We start from the raw sequence: 18,504 nt of genomic DNA, 5'->3' as shown, positions 1-18,504 counted from the left end.
CATCTGCATCGCTACGGATGCAGTGTTGGCCTGGGGATGCCCCGAGCATAGCTGCTGTTTTCACTAAAGTGGATCCCAGCCAGGGGCGACAACTCAGCGCACATGTGCCACTCTTGGGCCTCGCCCGGTGTGGACCCCTGTCAACGCCGGGAGCATGGGGGCCTGTTCAGTCTCGAACTTTCCGGCTCGCCACCGCCCTGCCTGGGGAGGTCAGGGGCGGCGGGCGGGCCCCGCAGTCCTGCCGCACGGAACGGACGCAGCCACGCCGGTCACGGCCGTGGCCACCGCCTGCTGCCCGCAGAACTGCGCCGCCACCGACCAAGGGAAGTCTCCAATCGTGCGTCAGAGAAGAAGCCGACGCGGCGCGTTGAGGGGGAGTACGTTCACGGCGACCGGCACGGCCGCCCGCGTCCTGTTGCCCCTCTCCCTGCTCGCCGGACTGGTCTCCGCGGCCCCCGCCGTCGCGGAGGAGTCCGTGCCGCAGCTGACCCCGCGTCAGCAGGTGTTGCAGGCATGGAAGTCGGGCGGCCCGGCGGTGCGGACCGCCGCGGGTGCCGCGCTCGCCGGCAAGGACGAGCAGGTGGCCGAGTACCTGCGTACGGGTCAGAAGGTCGCCGAGGACCTCGACCTGCGGGAGGCCGCGCTCAAGCTGGTCACGGATGCGGGTCCGGGTCTGCGGGAGGCGGCCCAGCAGGCGCTGGCCGGCACTCCGGAGGACCTGGCCGCCTTCATGAAGGACGGCTGGAAGGCGCCGCTGGCGCAGGACGAGCAGGTCGAGGCGGCCCGGATCACCGAGGGCGGTGGCGCGGGTCTGCGCGAGGCCGGTGACAAGGCGATGCGCGGGTCCGCCGAGGACATCCGCGCGTTCCTGGCCGAGGGACAGTTCCGCCAGCGCGACGACGACGCCCGGGTGCGCGTCGCGCAGCTGGAGGCGGCCGGGGGCCCGGCGACCAGGCGTGCCGCCGCGGCGGCCCTGAAGGGCACGATCGACGACGTCCGTGACTTCCTCGCGTACGGGCAGTACATCGCCGGGGCGCAGGACCAGGAACACGCCACCATCACGGAGCTGGCCAAGCAGACCGCGGACGCGGGCGTGGCGGCGGAGAAGGCCAAGAAGAGCGCGCAGGAGGAGGCCGAGAAGGCCAAGAACGCCGCTCGTCTGGCGAAGGAGGAGACCGCCAAGGCGGCCGAGGAGATGCGGGCCGCCGAGAAGGACTCCGTCAGGGCGAAGAACGCGGCACGCCGGGCGGCCGAGTCCGCCCGGCGCGCCGCATCGGCCGCCCGGTCCGCCATCGCCTCGGCCCGGGCCGCGAACGCGGCCGCGCAGACCGCGGCGATCGCCGCCCACAACGCCTCGACGGCCGCCCTGTACGCGTCCGAGGCCGCGGGCCGCGCATGGAGTGCGGCGGCCTCCGGCAAGGTCAACGAGAAGGCCGCCGCCGACGCCGACGCCGCGGCGGTCCAGGCCGAGAAGATCGCCGACTCCGCCGAGGCGCTGCAGAAGACGCTCACCCAGGCCAACGCCGCCCTGCAGGCCGCGCTCGGCGCCGTGGACGACATGACCACGGCCGCCACCAACGCGGAGACGACCGGCGAGTGGGCACAGCAGGCCGGGCTGAGCGCCCAGGAGGCCAAGGCCGCCGCGGACTCCGCGCGGCGCCACGCCGCCGAGGCCAGGCGTTCCTCCCAGGTCGCGCAGCAGAACGCGGCGGCGGCGGCCACGCAGGCGCGCGAGGCCGTGACCGCGGCGCGGTCGGCTGCCACGCACGCCCGCAACGCGGCCACCGCAGCGCGCAACGCCGCGCAGTACGCCAACGACGCGCAGAAGGCCGCGACGCAGGCGAAGCTCAACGCCGAGCAGGCCATGAAGGCGGCCCAGGCCGCCGGCGCCGCGGTGAAGAAGGCCGGGGAGGTCCAGGCCGCGGCCCGCGCCACCGAGGCCGAGGAGGTCGCCGCCCGTACCAGGACGCAGGTCAACCACGCCCGGGACGCCAAGGCGAAGTACGACGCCGGAAAGGCCGAGGCCGCCCGGATCCAGCAGGAGACGGCGAAGCTCGACGCCCAGTTCAAGACCCTGGCCGAGCAGGCCGCCCAGCCGGGCGCCGGCACGGAGCAGATCGTGGAGACCGGCCGGAAGCTGGCGCTGACCGCGCTGGACATCCGCGGCCCGTGGGGCCGCTCCGCCGCCGAAACCGCCCTGGCGGGCGACGACGCGACGGTGGTCGAGTACGCGGCGACGGGCTGGAAGAAGGCCGACGAGCAGGACGACCGCGAGACGGCCTTCCAGCTCTCCGTCAACTCCCCCCTCGACGACGTCCGCACCGCCGCGACCACCGCCCTCGCGGGCGACGCGGCAGCCATCCACGCCTTCGTGACCACCGGCCAGTACCAGGCCGCGGCCGCGGACAACCGCATCGAGGTCGCCCGGATCGCCGAGGCCGGCGGCACGGGCGTCAAGGAGGCCGCCAAGGCAGCCCTGGACAGCGCCGACCCCAAGGCCCTGGCCGCGTTCCTGCTCTCCGGCCAGCACCAGGCCCGCATCGAGGACGACCGCGTCAAGGCCGCCGGCCTGGCCGAGGGCGGCACCCCGGAGGTCAAGGCGGCCGCCGAGACCGCACTGGCCAGCCCCGACACCGAGCTGCGCACCTTCATCGTCTCGGGCCAGTTCCGGGCCAAGCGGCGCGACGAGCTCAACGCGGCCCACGTCGCGCAGATCCAGGGCATCATCGCCGACGCCGCCAAGATCGAGGCCAAGGCCTACCAGGACGCCTACGAAGCGGCCCAGGCCGCGTCCAACGCCCAGGGCTACGCCGACGAGGCCAAGGGACACGCCCAGACCGCCGCCGGCTACGCCGACAAGGCCGCCGGCTTCGCCAAGGACGCCCAGGACGCGGCCGACCGCGCCTCCGCCTCCGCCTCGGCGGCAGCGGCATCCGCGGCCAAGGCCCGCACCGCGGAGGCCGACGCGGCCCGCAGCGCCCAGCGCGCCACGAACTCCGCGGCGTCCGCGCAGGCCTCCGCCGAGACCGCGGCCGAGTACGCGGTGAGCGCGTACCAGGCCGCCCAGCAGGCCTACGACTCGGCCCGCAACGCGGGCATGAGCGCCCAGGACGCGCGCGGCAAGTACGAGGCGACGGTCCAGCGCTACATGCACGACCAGTACGTCAAGGCCGAGCAGGAGCGGCAGCGCGCCGAGGCCGCCAAGAAGAAGCAGAAGTGGCTCACCTACGGGATGGCCGCCCTCAGCTTCGTCGTCCAGGGCCCCCTGGGACCCGTCATGGTCCTCGCCCCCGAGTTCGGCGTCCACCCCATGGACGTCCTCCACATCAGCCTCGACATCCTCGGCCTCTTCCCCGGCCTCGGCGAGATCGCGGACCTGGCCAACTGCGGCCTGTACGCGATCGAGGGCACCATCGAGCACTTCGCGCCCAGCGGCCGCGAGGGCATGTGGGTCGACGCGGCCCTCTCCTGCGCCTCCGCGATCCCGGTCCTCGGCTGGGGCGCCGCCCCGATCAAGGCCGCCCGCTGGTCGGAGAAGTACGGCCCGAAGGCCAAGGACCTCTTCGACAAGCTGTCCAGCCTGTGGAAGAAGGCGCCCGCCTGCGGACGCAAGAACAGCTTCCCCGCCGGCACGCCCGTCCTGATGGGCGACGGCACCACCAAGCCCATCGAGCAGGTCGTGATCGGCGACCTCGTGACGGCCACGGATCCGCTCACGGGCACCACCGGTCCGCGCACCGTCGAAGCCACCATCCACACGCCCGACGACCGCGACTTCACGGACATCGAACTCGCCGGCAACGCGTCGGCCGCCCCGCTCACCTCGACCGACCACCACCCGTACTGGGTGGAGAACCGCAAGCGCTGGACCGACGCCGCCGACCTCCGCGTCGGCGACGCCCTGCGCACCCCCGTCGGCACCACCGTCCAGATCGGCAAGGTCAGCCACTGGAAGGGCCTCCAGCCCGCCTACAACCTCACGGTCAACGACCTCCACACGTACTACGTGCTGGCCGGCCGCACGCCGGTCCTCGTCCACAACGACGATGAGCTGTGCGGTCCGTTCCCCAACCAGATGCCCGACGCCCTGGCCGCGGAGCTGCGCAGTGCGGAGAGGCTCGGCGTGACACCCTCGGTCCCCGGAACCGCCGCTTTCGACAGGGCGATCGACGACGGCGAGATGATCAAGTGGGCCGTCCTTCAGGACGGAACGCTCGTCGTGGTGCCGAAGAGGGTCCAGGGGCAGGAGATCTACCACTCCGTTCTCAGCCGGGGAGAGCCCGTGCTGGCTGCGGGAGAGGCCATGGTCGTGGGCTTCAGCGGTACCTACTTCGGAACCGAGCTGAACAACCACAGCGGGCACTTCAGGCCGTCCCTGGGAAGCCTGGAGATCGGGCGCCGGGCCTTCGCCAACCATGGGATCGTCTTCCCGTGACCTACGCCGACGAACTCTGTGCGCTGGATCTGGACGAACTGGCCATCCGGTTCTCCGACGGTTCCCCGCGGTTCGCCGAACTCGACGTGCACACGTGGCTCGCCGTCATGGGACGACTGGCCGACGGGCTGATCGAGCATGCGGTGGAAATCGATCCACGGAAATGGGAGTTCTACTCGAATGCCGTCGAATCGGCATGGCACGCGGCCGACAGGTCCGGGAAGATCCCACCCCGCGAGACGCTGCTGCGAGGCATGAACCTGACGCTTGCTCTGTTGCACCGCGTGCCGCAGGTATCCGGGGTCCCCTTGGTCGATGCACGGATGCAGGCGGCCGGCGGCCTCGGTGAGATCACCGTGACGCCTGACGAGGCCGAGAGCATGTCCCGCGGGTGGCAGCACCGCGAGCTGCGGGAGATCGCCGCTCTCCGTAGGATCAAGGAGATCTTGAAGCCGGCGCTCGGGCTGCTCGAATTCATCCCGCCCGATGACACGACGGCCAAGCAGCTCACAAGGTGGCGGGAGGTCTATCCACTGCTCCCGTGAGAGACGTGGGGCCCCGGGGGAGGGGTGAGAGTTAACCGGCCCGCCCGCCGTTCCACACAAAAAACCGCCCCCCCCGGGGGGGGGTACCGGCACCCCCCCCCCCACACCCCCACCCCAGGGGGGGGGTGTATCAACCCCCCCGGCCCCCGCTCCCCCCGGGCCCGGTGCCGCCGTGACCCCCCCCCCCCGCCCCGACCGGCTTTCCCTCTCAGAAGCCGTCCCGGCCGTTGTGAGAGACCGGCCTCCGACCTGCGCTTCCGCAGGGCCGGAACGACAGGACTCCACCCGATGGCCGGCGGGAACGCTGCCCGTCCCGTCACGGGTAGGGTGTGAGCGCAGCTGGTTCGCCCCCGCCCTCCGTGGCGGGACGCGTCGTAAGAGGGAACCCGGTGGGAATCCGGGACTGCCCCGCAGCGGTGAGCGGGAACGACCGCCGTGATACGCACTGGGACCGCAAGGTCCTGGGAAGCGACGGCCAGTAGGTGCCCGCCGGGAGACCGGCAGGCGTGCCCGCGAGTCCGAAGACCTGCCCGTTGCCCGTGCCCGGCCGATGCCGTGCGCGGGGTCCCGGAGGACGACCTCCCGGGCCTTTCTGCCGCGACTCGCGAAGGAGAGTTGACGTGGCCGACCGGACCGCCGGCGCCGTGGAGTGCGCTTCCAAGAGCCCGGACGCTTCCCGGGTGACGCTCGCCCACATCATGAGCGAGCACGACACCAACCTGTACGGCACCATCCACGGCGGCGTGGTGATGAAGCTCATCGACGACGCGGCCGCCGCCGCGGCCGGCCGCCACGCCGACGGCCCCGCCGTCACCGTGGCCGTGGACCGCATGTCCTTCCTGGCACCGGTGCGCGCCGGTGACCTGCTCGGCGTCGACGCCGGGCTGGAGCGCGCCGGGCGGACCTCGATGACGGTCGCCGTCACCGTCCGGGCGGAACGCTGGAACGCTTCCGGCCCCGCCTCCGAAGTGGCCACCGCGCGCCTGACCTTCGTCGCGGTCGACTCGGACGGCAGACCGCGCCCCGTCCCGGCCCTCGACGTACCGGGGCCGGTCCCCGCGTAGGCGACCGGCCGCTCCCCCCGCCGTTCCACCGGCGGTGCAGCGGCCGGCCCACACGCCGTTCCCACGGTCGGGCGGGGACGCCGCGCGCCGCCCCACGGGGCGCTGCGCCGGTTCGCCGTGCCCCCTCGCGTGCACCCCGCGAGCCCTCCCCGCCCCGTGCCGGCCCGTTGCACCCCTGGGCGGCTTGCCCGATCCATCTGCGGTGAGAGGACCATCCATGCCCCGCAACCACGCCAAACCTGCACTCTCCGCCCTTGCCCTGGCTCTGTTGGTGTCAGGCTGCGGGGGCGGCGCCACGCCCTCCGCAGCGTCGCCGGCGGGTCCGCCCGCCAAGGGCTTCCCGGTCACCATCGACAACTGCGGGGTGAAGACCACGTACCGGCGGCCGCCGCAGCGCGCCGTCTCGCTGAACCAGCACGCGACCGAGGTCCTGCTGTCCCTCGGCCTGGAGAGGTCGATGGTGGGCACGGGCTACCTGGACGACAGCATCCTCCCCGAGTACCGGGCCGCGTACGGCGGCGTGAAGGTCCTCTCGAAGGAGTACCCCTCCTTCGAAGCGCTCCTGGCGGCCGAGCCCGACTTCGTCTACGGCGGGTGGTCCTCCACCTTCGACGAGAAGGAGGGCCGCAGCCGGGCCGCCTTCACCAAGGCGGGGATCAACACCCACCTCAACACGGAGGAATGCCCCACCGGCCCGGTGGACGCGTCCTCCATGGACGAGGAGATCCGCACCCTCGCCAGGATCTTCGGTGTGCCCGAGCGGGCCGAGGCGCGGCTGGGGAAGCTGCACGCCACCCTCGACCGGGTGGAGGCCCGGCTCGCCGGGGTCATCCCGGTGAAGCTGTTCGTGTACGACAGCGGCGACAAGAGCGCGTTCACCGCGGGCGGCAAGGGCATCGGCAACGAGATGATCCGGCGGGCGGGCGGGGTGAACCTCTTCTCCGACCTCGACAAGGCCTTCGCCGACGTGTCGTTCGAGCAGGTCGCGCAGCGGGCTCCCGACGCCGTCGTCATCTACGACTACGGCGACCAGTCCGTCGAGGACAAGAAGAAGTTCCTGCTGGCGCATCCCGCGCTGAAGGACGTGCCTGCGATCAAGAACCGTCGGTTCGCGGTCCTCCCCCTGGCCTCCACGGTGCTCGGCGTCCGGATGCCGGCGGCGGTGGAGTCCCTGGCGAAGCAGCTGCACCCGGGCCGCGTCCGGTGACCAAGGTGAAGGCCCCGGCGGCCGGGGAGGCCGGCCTTCGCGAGGAGGGCCGGCCGCCTTCCGCGCGGCGCCCCGGAATCCCCTACGGCATCGTGCTGGGCCTCCTGGGCGTCCTGGTGGCCGGTACCGTCACGGCCGGCATCGCCGCGGGTTCGATCAGCGTCCCCGCCGGTCAGGTGTGGGGCATCCTGCTGCACCGCGTGCACCCCGCCCTCGCCGAGCCCACGTGGACCCCGGTCCGCGAGACGATCGTCGTCGACGTCCGGCTGCCCCGGGTCCTGCCGGCCGGAGCCGTCGGCGCGGGCCTGTCGGTGGCCGGCATGGCGCTCCAGGCCCTGGTCCGCAATCCGCTGGCCGATCCGATGCTGCTCGGCGTGTCGTCCGGCGCGTCGGTCGGTGCGGTGCTCGTCCTGGTCCTGGGCCTGACCACGTTCGGGCTGTTCACCCTGCCGGTGGCCGCGTTCTGCGGCGCCCTGGCCGCTCTCGTCGCCGTCTACTTCCTCGCCCGTTCCGGCGGGCGGATGACGACGGTCCGGCTGGTCCTGGCCGGCGTGGCCACGGCCGAGGTGCTGTCGGCGCTGGCGAGCTTCCTGATCGTGACCTCCAACGACCCGCACAAGACGCAGTCCGCGCTGCGCTGGATGCTCGGCGGACTGGCCGGCACCACCTGGACCACGGTGTGGATCCCCGCCGGTGCGGTCCTGCTCGGTACGGCCGTCCTCCTCGGCGTCTGCCGTCCGCTCAACCTCCTGCTGGCCGGGGAGGAGGCTGCCGCGGCGCTCGGACTCGACGTCCACCGCTTCCGCGGCGCCCTGTTCACGCTCGTGGCCCTGATGATCGGCACGATCGTCGCGGTCAGCGGGCAGATCGGATTCGTCGGACTGATCATGCCGCACGTCGTACGGCTCCTCGTGGGCGCCGACCACCGCCGCGCCCTGCCCGCAGCGGCCCTCCTGGGGGCTGCCTTCCTGATCTCCGCCGACCTGGCCGCGCGCACGCTCATGAGCCCCGAGGAGGTACCCGTCGGCATCCTCACCGCACTGGTCGGCGGCCCCTTCTTCCTCTGGCTGATGCGACGGAAGGCGGCACGGTGACGAAGCGACCGACCGGGGGACCCGGTCGTCTCGACGCGGAGGGCGTCAGCGTCCGCGTGAACGGCAGGACCCTCGTGGACGGGGCATCCCTGCACGTGGCACCCGGCGAGGTGGTCGGCCTGGTCGGCCCCAACGGCGCCGGCAAGTCCACCCTGCTGCGCACCTTCTACCGGGCCGTGCGCCCCTCGGCGGGCCGGGTGCTGCTCGACGGCGAGGACGTCCGGCGGATGCCCGGCAAGCGGCTCGCCCGGCGGCTCGCGGCCGTACTGCAGGAAACCTCCGGGGACTTCGAGCTGACCGTGTACGACGTCGTGGCCATGGGCCGCACCCCGCACAAGCGGGCCTTCGCCGGCGATGACGCGGACGACCGCGCCATCATCACGCGGTCCCTGGCCGAACTCCACGTCGACGCACTCGCCCACGCACCCTTCGACCGGCTCTCCGGCGGGGAGAAGCAGCGGGTCCTGATCGCCCGCGCGCTCGCGCAGCGCGCGGGGACCATGGTCCTGGACGAACCGACCAACCACCTCGACCTGCGCCACCAGCTGGACGCCCTCCGGCTCGTCCGGCGGCTCGGCGTCACGGCCGTCGTCGCCCTGCACGACCTGAACCTCGCCGCGGCCTTCTGCGACCGCATCGGCGTGATGACCGGCGGCCGGATCATCGCCACCGGCAGGCCCGAGGAGGTCCTCACGGCCCCGCTGCTGTCCGACGTGTACGAGGTCGAAGCCGAAGTCATGGCGCATCCCCGCACCGGGGTGCCGTTCGTCAGCATCCTGCCGGGCGACGAAAGAGGGACCGGTGAGGCCTGAGGGATGAGAAGCCGGGTGCCGTTGTCCGTGCGCGGGGTGGCGGCCGGGGCGCGGAACTCGCCCATCTTCTTGACCCGCAGCGGTGGGAACCTTGTGTCGCGGCCCTGATGCGTAGCGTGAACGCCGGGGGCCGTGGCCGCAAGGAGGTGTTACAACTGGGGTTGTGAGCCCGTCTCGTCTCTCGTGCCCGGCGTGCCGGTGCGGTCGAACCTAGGCAGAAGATTCGGAAGCGTCGCCGGACAGGTCTTCGTCCTCCAGGTGGCGATCGTGGTGCTGCTTGCCGCCGGGGCCCTGCTGGCCCTGGTGCTGCAGTCGCGGTACGACATCGACCGTGAAGCGCGCAACCGGTCGGTGTCCGTGGCTCAGACCTTCGCGAACTCCCTGGGCCTGCAGGATGCGCTGAGGTCGCCGGACCCGTCCGCGATCCTGCAGCCCCTCGCCGAGGAGACCCGCAAGGACGCAGGCGTGGACTTCATCGTGGTGATGGACACGAACGGCATCCGCTACAGCCACCCCCAGCCCGACCGTATCGGCGAGCGATTCGTCGGCACGATCGAGCCCTCACTCGCCGGCCAGGTGCACACCGAGAGCGTGGACGGGCCGCTCGGCAAGGAGATCCAGGCGATCGTCCCGGTCACCTCGCCCGAGGGCGAGGTCGTCGCCCTGGTCTCGGCCGGTCTGACGGTGGAGAGCGTGACCGGCATCGCCGACAGTCAGCTTCCGGTCATCCTCCTGGTCATCGCCATCGGTCTGGCCCTGGCCACCGTCGGCACGGCGCTGATCAGCCGCAGACTGCGCCGCCAGACCCATGGGCTCGGCACGCAGGAGATGACCCGCATGTACGAGCACCACGACGCGGTGCTCCACTCCGTCCGCGAAGGGGTGCTGATCACGGACGGCGAAGGACGACTGCTCTTGGCGAACGACGAGGCCGGACGGCTGCTCGGCCTGCCGGACGACGCCGAAGGACGCCCCGTCGACGAGGTCGGCATGGATCGCCGGATGGCGGAACTGCTGCTGTCCGGCCGGGTGGCCACCGACGAGGTGCTGGAGGCCGGGGACCGGCTGCTCGTGGTCAATCAGCGGCCCACGCGCCCGCAGGGCTCGGCGGTCACCATCCGCGACTCCACCGAGATGCAGCTCCTGAGCAGCCGGGCGGAGACGGCCCGCAAGCGGCTCAAGCTGCTGTACGACGCCGGGGGTGACATCGGCAGCACCCTCGACGTGGTCCACACCGCGGAGGAATTGGCCGACGTCGCCGTTCCCCAGTTCGCGGACTTCGTCACGGTCGACCTGGCCGACCCGGTGCTGAAGGGCGACGAGCCCGGCCCGGGCGCCGACATGCGGCGCACGGCGGTCAGCGGCATCCGCTCCGATCACCCGCTGTATCCACTCGGTAGCCTGATCGAGTTCCTGCCGTCCACGCCGCAGGCCCGCGGATACGGCACGGGCACAGCCGAACTCGTGCCCGATCTCCATGACGCGCCGGGCTGGCACGCCCAGGACGCGCCGCGGACATCGGCGATCGTGGACTACGGGATCCACTCGCTGATCGCGGCTCCGCTGAAGGCCAGGGGCGTCGTGCTCGGGGTGGTCAACTTCTGGCGGTCGCAGAAGCCGGAACCGTTCGACGAGGACGACCTGTCCCTGGCCGAGGAGCTGGTCGGCCGCGCCGCGGTCACCATGGACAACGCCCGCCGCTACACCCGCGAACACCATCTCGCCGTGACGCTCCAGCGCAGCCTGCTGCCGCAGGATCTGCCCGAGCAGAGCGCGGTGGACGTCGCGCACTTCTACCAGCCCGCCCAGTCCGGAGTAGGCGGGGACTGGTTCGACGTGATCCCGCTGCCGGGCAGCCGCGTCGGGCTCGTCGTCGGAGACGTCGTCGGGCACGGCCTGCACGCCGCGGCCACCATGGGGCGGCTGCGCACGGCCGTGCACAACTTCTCCTCCTTGGATCTGCCGCCCGACGAACTCCTCGCCCGTCTCGACAACCTCGTCCAGCGCATGGACCAGGAAGGCGACAGCACGCCCTCGGACGACGGCGGTGTGCTGGGCGCGACCTGCCTGTACGCCGTCTACGACCCGGTCTCCCAGAACTGCACCATGGCGCGGGCGGGGCACATGCCACCGCTTGTGGTCGCGCCGGACGGCACGACGACGATCTCGGAACTGCCGGCCGGCCCCCCGCTGGGGTTGGGAGGCATGCCGTTCGAGGCCATGGACCTGCACCTGGCGGAAGGCAGTCAGCTCGTCCTGTACACCGACGGGCTGGTCGAGGAGCGGAGCCGGGACATTTCAGTGGGTGTGGAAAAGCTGCGCACGGCGCTGAGCCACCCCGTCCGGGACCCGCAGGCCAGCCGCCGCGCCGTGCTCGACGCCCTTCTCCCCGGCAGGCCGGCCGACGACATCGCGCTGCTCATCGCCCGGACGCGGACGCTGGGCCCCGGCCGGGTCGCAGAGTGGGACGTACCGTTCGACCCGAGCGAGGTCGGTGCCATACGCGCCCACGCGGCCGGGCAACTCGAGGAGTGGGGCCTGCAGGAACTCGCCTTCACGACGGAACTGATCCTCAGTGAGCTCATCACCAATGCCATACGGTACGCCGCCGCGCCAGTTCGCGTTCGTCTGTTGCGCGATCGCACTCTGACCTGCGAGGTGTGGGACGGCAGCAGTACCGCCCCGCATCTGCGATACGCCGCAACCACGGACGAGGGAGGCCGCGGACTGTTCCTGGTGGCCCAGCTCAGCGAGCACTGGGGCACCCGGTACACACCGGAAGGCAAGGTCATCTGGGCCGAACAGGTCCTGCCCGCCGCCGGCAGTGCCCCCTCCTAGACCGCAGTTGTCCCGCTGACCGCCGTCGCCCTCAGGGGCGGCCGCGGCAGCGTCCGGGCGGCGGCCGGGGCGTTGGGCGCACTGGTCCCCGAGAATGACCGAGGGGCCGTTCCAGATGACTCTGAAACGGCCCCTCGGCCCACGACTCTTTCGAGTCGGGACGACAGGATTTGAACCTGCGACCCCTTGACCCCCAGTCAAGTGCGCTACCAAGCTGCGCCACGTCCCGATGCTCGCTGACCTGGGGCTTCCCCCTGGTGCGGCGTGCAGGAAGAACATTACCGCACGTCGGGGGGTGCGCCAGCACCGGTTTGCCCGGCGGGGCAGGATGGGGGTGTGGAGCGGAGCGACGGGCGGGACCGGGACGGTGAGGGGCGGGCGCGGAGCGCGCGGCCGCGGGACGGGCTGGGCAGGCCGCTGCCGTACGGGGCGGAGGGGGTGCCGCGGGGGCCCGAAGGGGTGGTGCGGGCCCCGGAGGAGACGGTGCGGGAGGCGCAGCGGCTGCTGGACGCCGGGATGCCGTTCCACGCCCACGAGGTGTTCGAGGACGCCTGGAAGTCGGGGCCGGCGGACGAGGCCGGGCTGTGGCGGGCGCTGGCCCAGCTGGCGGTGGGGCTGACCCACGCCGCCCGGGGCAACGCCACCGGCGGGGCCCGGCTGCTGCTGCGGGGTGCCGCGGGGCTGGCGGAGCTGCCGGGCGAGCGATGGCCGTACGGGCTGGATCTGGACGGGCTCGTCGGGTGGGCGCGGGAGTTGGCGGCGCGGGTGGCCCCGGCCGCCGGTCACGCTGATGCGGTCGCCGGGGCCTCGGGCGCCGGGGTGGTGGATGCGGCGGCCGAGGCTCCGCGGTTGCGGGGCGGCGGGGGGCCGCCCCGGGGGCTCGGGCGTTAGTTCGTGGGCTGGAGCAGGTCCCAGCGGTTGCCGTAGAGGTCCTCGAAGACGACGACGGAGCCGTACGGCTCGTGCCGCGGCTGCTCCAGGAAGTGGACGCCCGCGGCGGTCATCCGGGCGTGGTCGGTCGCGAAGTCGTCGGTGTGCAGGAAGAAGCCGACCCGGCCGCCGGTCTGGTCGCCGACGCGGGCGCGCTGTTCGTCGTTCTTGGCGCGGGCCAGCAGGAGGGCGGCCTCGGTGGCGCCGCGCGGGCGGACCACCACCCAGCGGGAGCCGTCGGGGCGCGGTGTGTCCTCGACCAGCTCGAAGTTCAGCGCGCGGGTGTAGAAGTCGATGGCCTCGTCGTAGTCGAGGACGACGAGGGCCGTCAGGGCGATATGTGCGGACATGGGGTCAGTCTGTCGCAAGCAGGACGACTTCCAGGGTCCGGGGGCCGTGTACGCCCTCCACTCGGTCCAGTTCGATGTCACTCGTGGCGGAGGGGCCGGAGATCCAGGTGAGCGGCCGGGTGGGGTCGAGGCGTTCCAGGGCCTGCGGGACGGAGTCGACGACCTGGCCGGGTACGCGCACCACGCAGACGTGGTGGTCGGGGACGAGGGTGCTGCGGCGGCGGCCCTGGCCGGGGCCGCCGTCGAGGACGAGCGTGCCGGTCTCGGCGACGGCGAGGGCGCAGCCGGTGACGACGCTGTCGATCCGGTCGAGGTCGTGCAGGGTCAGCGCGGGGCGTTCGTGGACGCGGGTCGCGTCGGCGGCCGCCAGCCAGTGGGCCGGGAGGCCGGCCGGCACGAGGACCTGTTCCGTGCCGTGGGCGGCGAGCAGTCGCGCCAGCAGGAGTGCCACGCCGTCCTCGTCGGTGCGGTGGACGAGGGCGCGGTAGTCGGCGAGGTTCCGGGCGAGCAGGTCCGCCGTCCCGGCCGGGGTGCGGGTGCCGTGGACGCGCAGGTAGTCGCGGGGGACGTCCGCCGCGTACGCGGGGCCGGGCGGGCCGGTCTCGCCCTGGGCGCGGCGGATGCGCGCGAGGATGCGTTCCCGGGTGCTCATGCGTCCCCTCCCCCGTGGTCGTGCCGGCGCCACCAGTCGCGGAAGGACTCGGGCGGGAGTTCCGGGAGCTCGCGGGTGTCGGTCCAGGCGCGGCCGGGGCCCGGCAGGCGGCGGGGGTGGAACCGGCGGGTGCGGGCGAGCAGGCGTTCGCCGGCGCGGAGGGCCCCGGGGTGGTCGAAGGTCCAGCGGGCCGCGCGCATGGCGGCGCGTTCGGCGGCGTGGCCGCGGGCGGGGCGGATTTGTACCCGTACACCGTCACGTGTGACATTGCCGCCCTGGACCACGCGCTCGCGCAGGTGCACCAGGACCTCGGGGATGTCGATGGCGACCGGGCAGACCTCGTAGCAGGCCCCGCACAGGGTGGAGGCGTAGGGCAGCGAGGCGTCGATCTCGCTGCCGGTGCCGCGCAGTTGGGGGCTGAGGATGGCTCCGATGGGGCCGGGGTAGACGGATCCGTACGCGTGGCCGCCGGCGCGCTCGTACACGGGGCAGACGTTGAGGCAGGCCGAGCAGCGGATGCAGCGCAGCGCCTGGCGGCCCACGGGGTCGGCGAGGGTGTCGGTGCGGCCGTTGTCGAGCAGGACCAGGTGGAAGGCGCGGGGGCCGTCGTCGTCCGTGGTGCCGGTCCACATGGTGGTGTACGGGTTCATCCGCTCGGCGGTGGACGAGCGGGGCAGGGTCTGGAGGAAGATCTCCAGGTCGCGGAAGGTGGGGACCACCTTCTCGATGCCGACCACCGAGATGAGGGTCTCGGGGAGGGTGAGGCACATCCGGCCGTTGCCCTCGGACTCGAAGACCACGAGGGTGCCGGTCTCGGCGACCATGAAGTTGGCGCCGGAGACGCCCACCTTGGCCCGGAGGAACTTCTCGCGCAGGTGCAGCCGGGCGGCCTCGGCGAGTTCGGCGGGGGTGTCGCCGAGGCCTTCGGGGGCCGGGCGGCCCCAGTGGCCCATTTCGGCGCGGAAGACGTCCCGGATCTCGGCGCGGTTGCGGTGGATGGCGGGGACCAGGATGTGGGAGGGCCGGTCGTGGCCGAGCTGCACGATGAGTTCGGCGAGGTCGGTCTCGTACGCGGCGATGCCGGCGGCCTCGAGGGCTTCGTTGAGCCCGGTCTCCTGGGTGGCCATCGACTTGACCTTCACCACCTCGCGCTCGCCGGTGGCGAGGACGAGGCCGGTGACGATGCGGTTGGCCTCGTCGGCGTCGGCGGCCCAGTGGACGGTGCCGCCGGCCGCGGTCACCGCCTCCTCCAGCTGGAGCAGGTAGTGGTCGAGGTGGCGGAGTGTGTGGTCCTTGACGGCCCGGCCGGCGGCGCGGAGCCGTTCCCAGTCGGCGAGTTCGGCGACGGCCCGGGCCCGTTTGTCGCGGATGGTGTGGGTGGCGTGCCGGAGGTTGGCCCGCAGGGTGGTGTCCCGGACGGCCTCGCGGGCGGCGTCGGGGAAGGCCGGCATGCCGAGGTACGTGCCGCCGTTCATCGGTGGTCCTTCCGGGTGCTCGCCAGGATCTCTGCCAGGTGCAGGGTGCGCAGTGGGGCGCCCTGGCGGCGCAGGGTGCCGCCGAGGTGGGCGAGGCAGGAGTTGTCCGCGCCGCAGAGGACGTCGGCGCCGGTGGAGAGGGCCGCGCGTACCTTGTCGGCGGCCATGGCGGCGGAGACGTCGGGGTTCTTGACGGCGAACGTGCCGCCGAAGCCGCAGCATTCCGCGGCGCCGGGCAGCTCCCGCAGGTCCAGGCCCTCCACCGCGGCCAGCAGCCGCCGGGGCCGGTCGCCCAGGCCGAGGCTCCGGAGGCCGTGGCAGGACGGGTGGTAGGTGACGGTGTACGGGTAGTACGCGCCGACGTCGACCGTGCCGAGCACGTCGACCAGGAACTCGGTCAGCTCGTACGTGCGGGGCGCCAGGTCCGCGGCCAGTTCCGCCAGTTCGGTGCCGCGGCCCTCCTCGGCGGCCCGGCGGCCGATGCGGGGGTAGTGCTCGCGGAGCATGGCCGCGCAGGATCCGGAGGGGGTGACGACGTGGTCGTAGCCGGCGAAGGCGTGCGCGGTGCGGCGGAGCAGGGGTTCCGTCTCGTGCCGGTAGCCGGTGTTGTACTGCGGCTGTCCGCAGCAGCTCTGCGCGGCCGGGAAGTCGACAACGACGCCGAGCCGCTCCAGGAGCCGGACGACGGCGGTGCCGGTGCCGGGGTGCAGCGCGTCGTTGACGCAGGTGACGAAGAGGGCGACGCGCATGGGCCGGAGCATAGCGAGCGGGCGTGCGGCGGGCCGGGGTGTCCACGGGCCGGATGCGGGGGTGTCCGCGGGCGGATGCCGTGCGGGGGGCCGGCGGGGACCCTGCGGGGACCCGCCGGGGGTCGCCCGGATGTCCGGCGGGGGTTGCCCCGGGTGTCCGGGGCCGGGGGTGCATGGGGCAGACTCGGCCGGGTGAAGAAGTTCTCTGTGATTGGCATCGGGGCGGGCGACCCCGACCACCTGACCCTCCAGGCGGTCAAGGCGATCGGGGCGGCGGACGCGTTCCTCATCCTGGAGAAGGGTGAGGAGAAGGCGGACCTCACGGACCTGCGGCGGGAGATGCTCGCCGCGCACGCCCGGCCGGGGCACCGGCTGGTGGAGGGGCGGGACCCCGACCGGGACCGCACTCCGGCCGAGTACGCGCCGACCGTGGACGGCTGGCGCAGCGCGCGGGCCGGGATCTTCGAGCGGTTCATCGCGGAGGACCTCGCGGAGGGCGAGACGGGCGCGTTCCTGGTGTGGGGCGACCCGTCGCTGTACGACTCCACGCTCGCGATCCTCGACGAGGTGCACGGGCACGGCCGGGTGGAGTTCGAGCACGAGGTGGTGCCCGGCATCAGCAGCGTGTCCGCGCTGCTGGCCCGGCACCGGACCAACCTGAACCGGGTCGGCCGGCCGGTGCAGATCACCACCGGGCGGCGGCTGGCGGAGGGCTGGCCGGAGGACGTGGACGACGTGGTGGTGATGCTGGACGCCCGGCACGCGTTCACGAAGTACCTCGACCAGGACCTGTTCATCTACTGGGGGGCCTACGTCGGGACGCCGGACGAGATCCTGGTGTCCGGGCCGCTCGCCGAGGTGTCCGGGCGGATCGAGGAGCTGCGGACCGAGGCGCGCACCCGCAAGGGCTGGATCATGGACACGTACCTGCTGCGCCGCCCGTGACGCTTCAATCCGACATGTGACACTGCACGGTGACATTGCACAGGGCCCCCGGTTGCGCCGCCGCGCGGGGGCCCTGTGCCGTTCCTCCCGCGTGTCAGCGGCCCAGGAGCTCACCGAGTCCGTCGGCGAGGCGCTCGTACTCCTCGGGGCGGTTGTAGATCTGACCGCACAGCCGGATCCCGCCGCCGCCCTCGCGGGGCCAGATCAACACGCGGGTGCGCAGCCGGGCCGCGATCTCCTCCCGCAGTGCGCGGGCCTCCTCCACGGTCCGCGCGGTGCCGGCCGGGAGCAGCAGCGAGCGCATGGCCAGGCCCTCGGTGTACGGGAGCGGCCGCAGCCCGAGGCGTTCGGCGAGCAGCGCGCTGCCGTGGGCGGCCAGCGCCGTGTTGTGCGCCCGCACCTTGGCCGCGTCGAGGCGTTGCAGCAGGTCCAGGCCCTCGGGGGCGGCCAGCCAGGAGGTGTACTCGTCGGTGGCGCGCCACTCCACGGAGCGGGGGAAGCCGTGGTGGTCCTCCCAGGAGGGCACGAGCGGCCGGATGGCGGCGCGGTGCGCGGGGGCGACGGCGAGGACGGCGCTGCCGGGCGGGGCGTAGGCCCACTTGTGGAGGTTGCCGAACCAGAAGTCCGCGCCGCCGGCGAGGGGGTCGGGGAGCATCCCGGGGGCGTGGGCGCCGTCGACGACGGTGGTCACGCCGCGTTCGGCCAGCTCGGCCAGCAGCCGGGGTCCGGCGACCAGGCGGGCGGTGGGCGAGCTGATGTGGTCCAGTACGGCGACCCGGGTGCGCGGGGTGACGGCGGCGAGGACGGTCTCGCGGACGGCGTCCTCGTCGGGCAGCAGCGGGTCCAGGGTGACGGTCCGGAGCGGGGCGCGGCGGGCGGCCGCGGCGCTGACGGTGCCGTAGCCGTGGTCGGTGACCAGGATCTCGTCGCCCTCGGCGAGGGCGAGGGAGTTCATGACGGTGTTGGCGCCCTCGGTGGCGTTGGCGACGAAGGCCAGGCCCTCGGGGTCCGCGCCGAGGTGGGCCGCGACGCGGGCGCGGGCGGCGGCCACGCGGTCGGGGGCGGTGATGAAGAAGGTGTCGGGGTCGGCGTCCTGCTCGGCGCGGAAGGCGGTCTGTGCCTCCTGCACGGGCAGCGGCACGGCTCCGAAGGAGCCGTGGTTGAGGTGGGACACCTCGGTCGAGAGCCGGAAGAGGGCGCGCCCTCCGGGGAATTCGGACGGGGACTGCGGCTCGGGCACGGGGCCTCCTGAGGTCGTCGCGGGGTGCGGTCCCCGCGCTCCCGTGATCATGCACGGCGGGGGGGGGGGGGGGGGGGACCCGGCCCCCCCCCCCCGCCCCCCCCCCCCCCCCGGGGGCGGGGGGGGCCGGGGGGGGGGGCCCGGCCCCCCGGGCGCGCCGCCGGCGGG

General features: G+C 73.3%; 14 protein-coding genes, 1 tRNA gene and 1 riboswitch. Of the genes, 9 read left to right on the top strand and 6 right to left on the bottom strand.

The annotated features are described in order from the left end of the window. Positions 1-367: 367 nt before the first annotated feature. The 7 genes from ACIQUQ_RS34330 to ACIQUQ_RS34300 all read left to right on the top strand — a co-directional run bounded on the left by ACIQUQ_RS34330 (position 368) and on the right by ACIQUQ_RS34300 (position 11,995). Complete coding sequence (locus tag ACIQUQ_RS34330) at positions 368-4,435, top strand: polymorphic toxin-type HINT domain-containing protein (RefSeq protein ID WP_403983939.1); 4,068 nt, start codon at positions 368-370, stop codon at positions 4,433-4,435. After that, positions 4,432-4,980, top strand: coding sequence for a hypothetical protein (locus tag ACIQUQ_RS34325; protein WP_403983937.1), 549 nt, complete (start codon positions 4,432-4,434; stop codon positions 4,978-4,980). The genes ACIQUQ_RS34330 and ACIQUQ_RS34325 overlap by 4 nt, the downstream gene beginning before the upstream one ends. Before the next feature lie 323 nt (positions 4,981-5,303). Then, positions 5,304-5,529: riboswitch (cobalamin riboswitch) on the top strand. 71 nt (positions 5,530-5,600) lie between these two features. Further along, positions 5,601-6,044 carry an acyl-CoA thioesterase gene (locus ACIQUQ_RS34320; protein WP_403983935.1) on the top strand — a complete coding sequence of 148 codons (444 nt, stop codon included), beginning with the start codon at positions 5,601-5,603 and terminating at the stop codon, positions 6,042-6,044. Positions 6,045-6,261: 217 nt separating this feature from the next. Beyond that, positions 6,262-7,251 (top strand): ABC transporter substrate-binding protein, encoded by a 990-nt coding sequence (locus ACIQUQ_RS34315; protein WP_403983933.1) that lies wholly within the window; start codon positions 6,262-6,264, stop codon positions 7,249-7,251. Beyond that, positions 7,248-8,345 (top strand): FecCD family ABC transporter permease, encoded by a 1,098-nt coding sequence (locus ACIQUQ_RS34310; protein WP_403983931.1) that lies wholly within the window; start codon positions 7,248-7,250, stop codon positions 8,343-8,345. Before ACIQUQ_RS34315 ends, ACIQUQ_RS34310 begins: the two co-directional genes overlap by 4 nt. After that, on the top strand, positions 8,315-9,157 hold the full coding sequence (locus tag ACIQUQ_RS34305; RefSeq protein ID WP_403983991.1) for an ABC transporter ATP-binding protein: 843 nt from the start codon (positions 8,315-8,317) through the stop codon (positions 9,155-9,157). Before ACIQUQ_RS34310 ends, ACIQUQ_RS34305 begins: the two co-directional genes overlap by 31 nt. 258 nt (positions 9,158-9,415) lie before the next feature. Beyond that, entirely contained in the window at positions 9,416-11,995 is a 2,580-nt protein-coding gene (locus ACIQUQ_RS34300; RefSeq protein WP_403983929.1) for a SpoIIE family protein phosphatase, read from the top strand. Positions 11,996-12,150: 155 nt separating this feature from the next. Here the strand turns inward: ACIQUQ_RS34300 and ACIQUQ_RS34295 are convergent. Further along, positions 12,151-12,224 (bottom strand) — tRNA-Pro (locus tag ACIQUQ_RS34295). Between the two features lie 107 nt (positions 12,225-12,331). On the opposite strand from ACIQUQ_RS34295, the gene ACIQUQ_RS34290 reads away from it, so the two are divergent. Next, entirely contained in the window at positions 12,332-12,886 is a 555-nt protein-coding gene (locus ACIQUQ_RS34290; protein WP_403983927.1) for a DUF309 domain-containing protein, read from the top strand. Here the strand turns inward: ACIQUQ_RS34290 and ACIQUQ_RS34285 are convergent. The 4 genes from ACIQUQ_RS34285 to ACIQUQ_RS34270 are packed head-to-tail and all read right to left on the bottom strand — an operon-like array spanning position 12,883 to position 16,151. Then, on the bottom strand, positions 12,883-13,275 hold the full coding sequence (locus ACIQUQ_RS34285; protein ID WP_403983925.1) for a VOC family protein: 393 nt from the start codon (positions 13,273-13,275) through the stop codon (positions 12,883-12,885). The genes ACIQUQ_RS34290 and ACIQUQ_RS34285 overlap by 4 nt on opposite strands. A gap of 4 nt (positions 13,276-13,279) precedes the next feature. Further along, positions 13,280-13,927, bottom strand: a complete 648-nt coding sequence (locus tag ACIQUQ_RS34280; protein WP_403983923.1) for a lactate utilization protein C — start codon at positions 13,925-13,927, stop codon at positions 13,280-13,282. After that, positions 13,924-15,402, bottom strand: a complete 1,479-nt coding sequence (locus tag ACIQUQ_RS34275) for a lactate utilization protein B (RefSeq protein ID WP_403983921.1) — start codon at positions 15,400-15,402, stop codon at positions 13,924-13,926. Before ACIQUQ_RS34275 ends, ACIQUQ_RS34280 begins: the two co-directional genes overlap by 4 nt. Continuing rightward, a complete protein-coding gene (locus ACIQUQ_RS34270; protein WP_403983919.1) occupies positions 15,399-16,151 on the bottom strand; it encodes a (Fe-S)-binding protein in 753 nt (250 codons plus the stop codon). The genes ACIQUQ_RS34275 and ACIQUQ_RS34270 overlap by 4 nt, the downstream gene beginning before the upstream one ends. Before the next feature lie 192 nt (positions 16,152-16,343). Between ACIQUQ_RS34270 and cobF the strand changes: the two genes are divergently transcribed. Continuing rightward, positions 16,344-17,096, top strand: coding sequence for a precorrin-6A synthase (deacetylating) (gene cobF, locus ACIQUQ_RS34265; protein ID WP_403983917.1), 753 nt, complete (start codon positions 16,344-16,346; stop codon positions 17,094-17,096). A 94-nt stretch (positions 17,097-17,190) separates the two neighbouring features. On the opposite strand, the gene ACIQUQ_RS34260 is transcribed toward cobF, so the two are convergent. Continuing rightward, positions 17,191-18,336 carry an aminotransferase class V-fold PLP-dependent enzyme gene (locus ACIQUQ_RS34260; RefSeq protein WP_403983915.1) on the bottom strand — a complete coding sequence of 382 codons (1,146 nt, stop codon included), beginning with the start codon at positions 18,334-18,336 and terminating at the stop codon, positions 17,191-17,193. Between the last annotated feature and the right edge of the window lie 168 nt (positions 18,337-18,504).

Origin of the sequence: Streptomyces sp. NPDC101118 (assembly GCF_044759445.1) — a bacterium.
Taxonomy (GTDB): domain Bacteria; phylum Actinomycetota; class Actinomycetes; order Streptomycetales; family Streptomycetaceae; genus Streptomyces.
This window is presented reverse-complemented; position numbering and strand designations above follow the sequence as displayed.

Excerpts from the sequence above, each read along its gene's own strand:
- ACIQUQ_RS34315 (WP_403983933.1), top strand. The coding sequence starts at position 6,262 with ATGCCCCGCAACCACGCCAAACCTGCACTCTCCGCCCTTGCCCTGGCT.
- ACIQUQ_RS34285 (WP_403983925.1), bottom strand. The coding sequence starts at position 13,275 with ATGTCCGCACATATCGCCCTGACGGCCCTCGTCGTCCTCGACTACGAC.
- ACIQUQ_RS34280 (WP_403983923.1), bottom strand. The coding sequence starts at position 13,927 with ATGAGCACCCGGGAACGCATCCTCGCGCGCATCCGCCGCGCCCAGGGC.
- ACIQUQ_RS34275 (WP_403983921.1), bottom strand. The coding sequence starts at position 15,402 with ATGAACGGCGGCACGTACCTCGGCATGCCGGCCTTCCCCGACGCCGCC.
- ACIQUQ_RS34270 (WP_403983919.1), bottom strand. The coding sequence starts at position 16,151 with ATGCGCGTCGCCCTCTTCGTCACCTGCGTCAACGACGCGCTGCACCCC.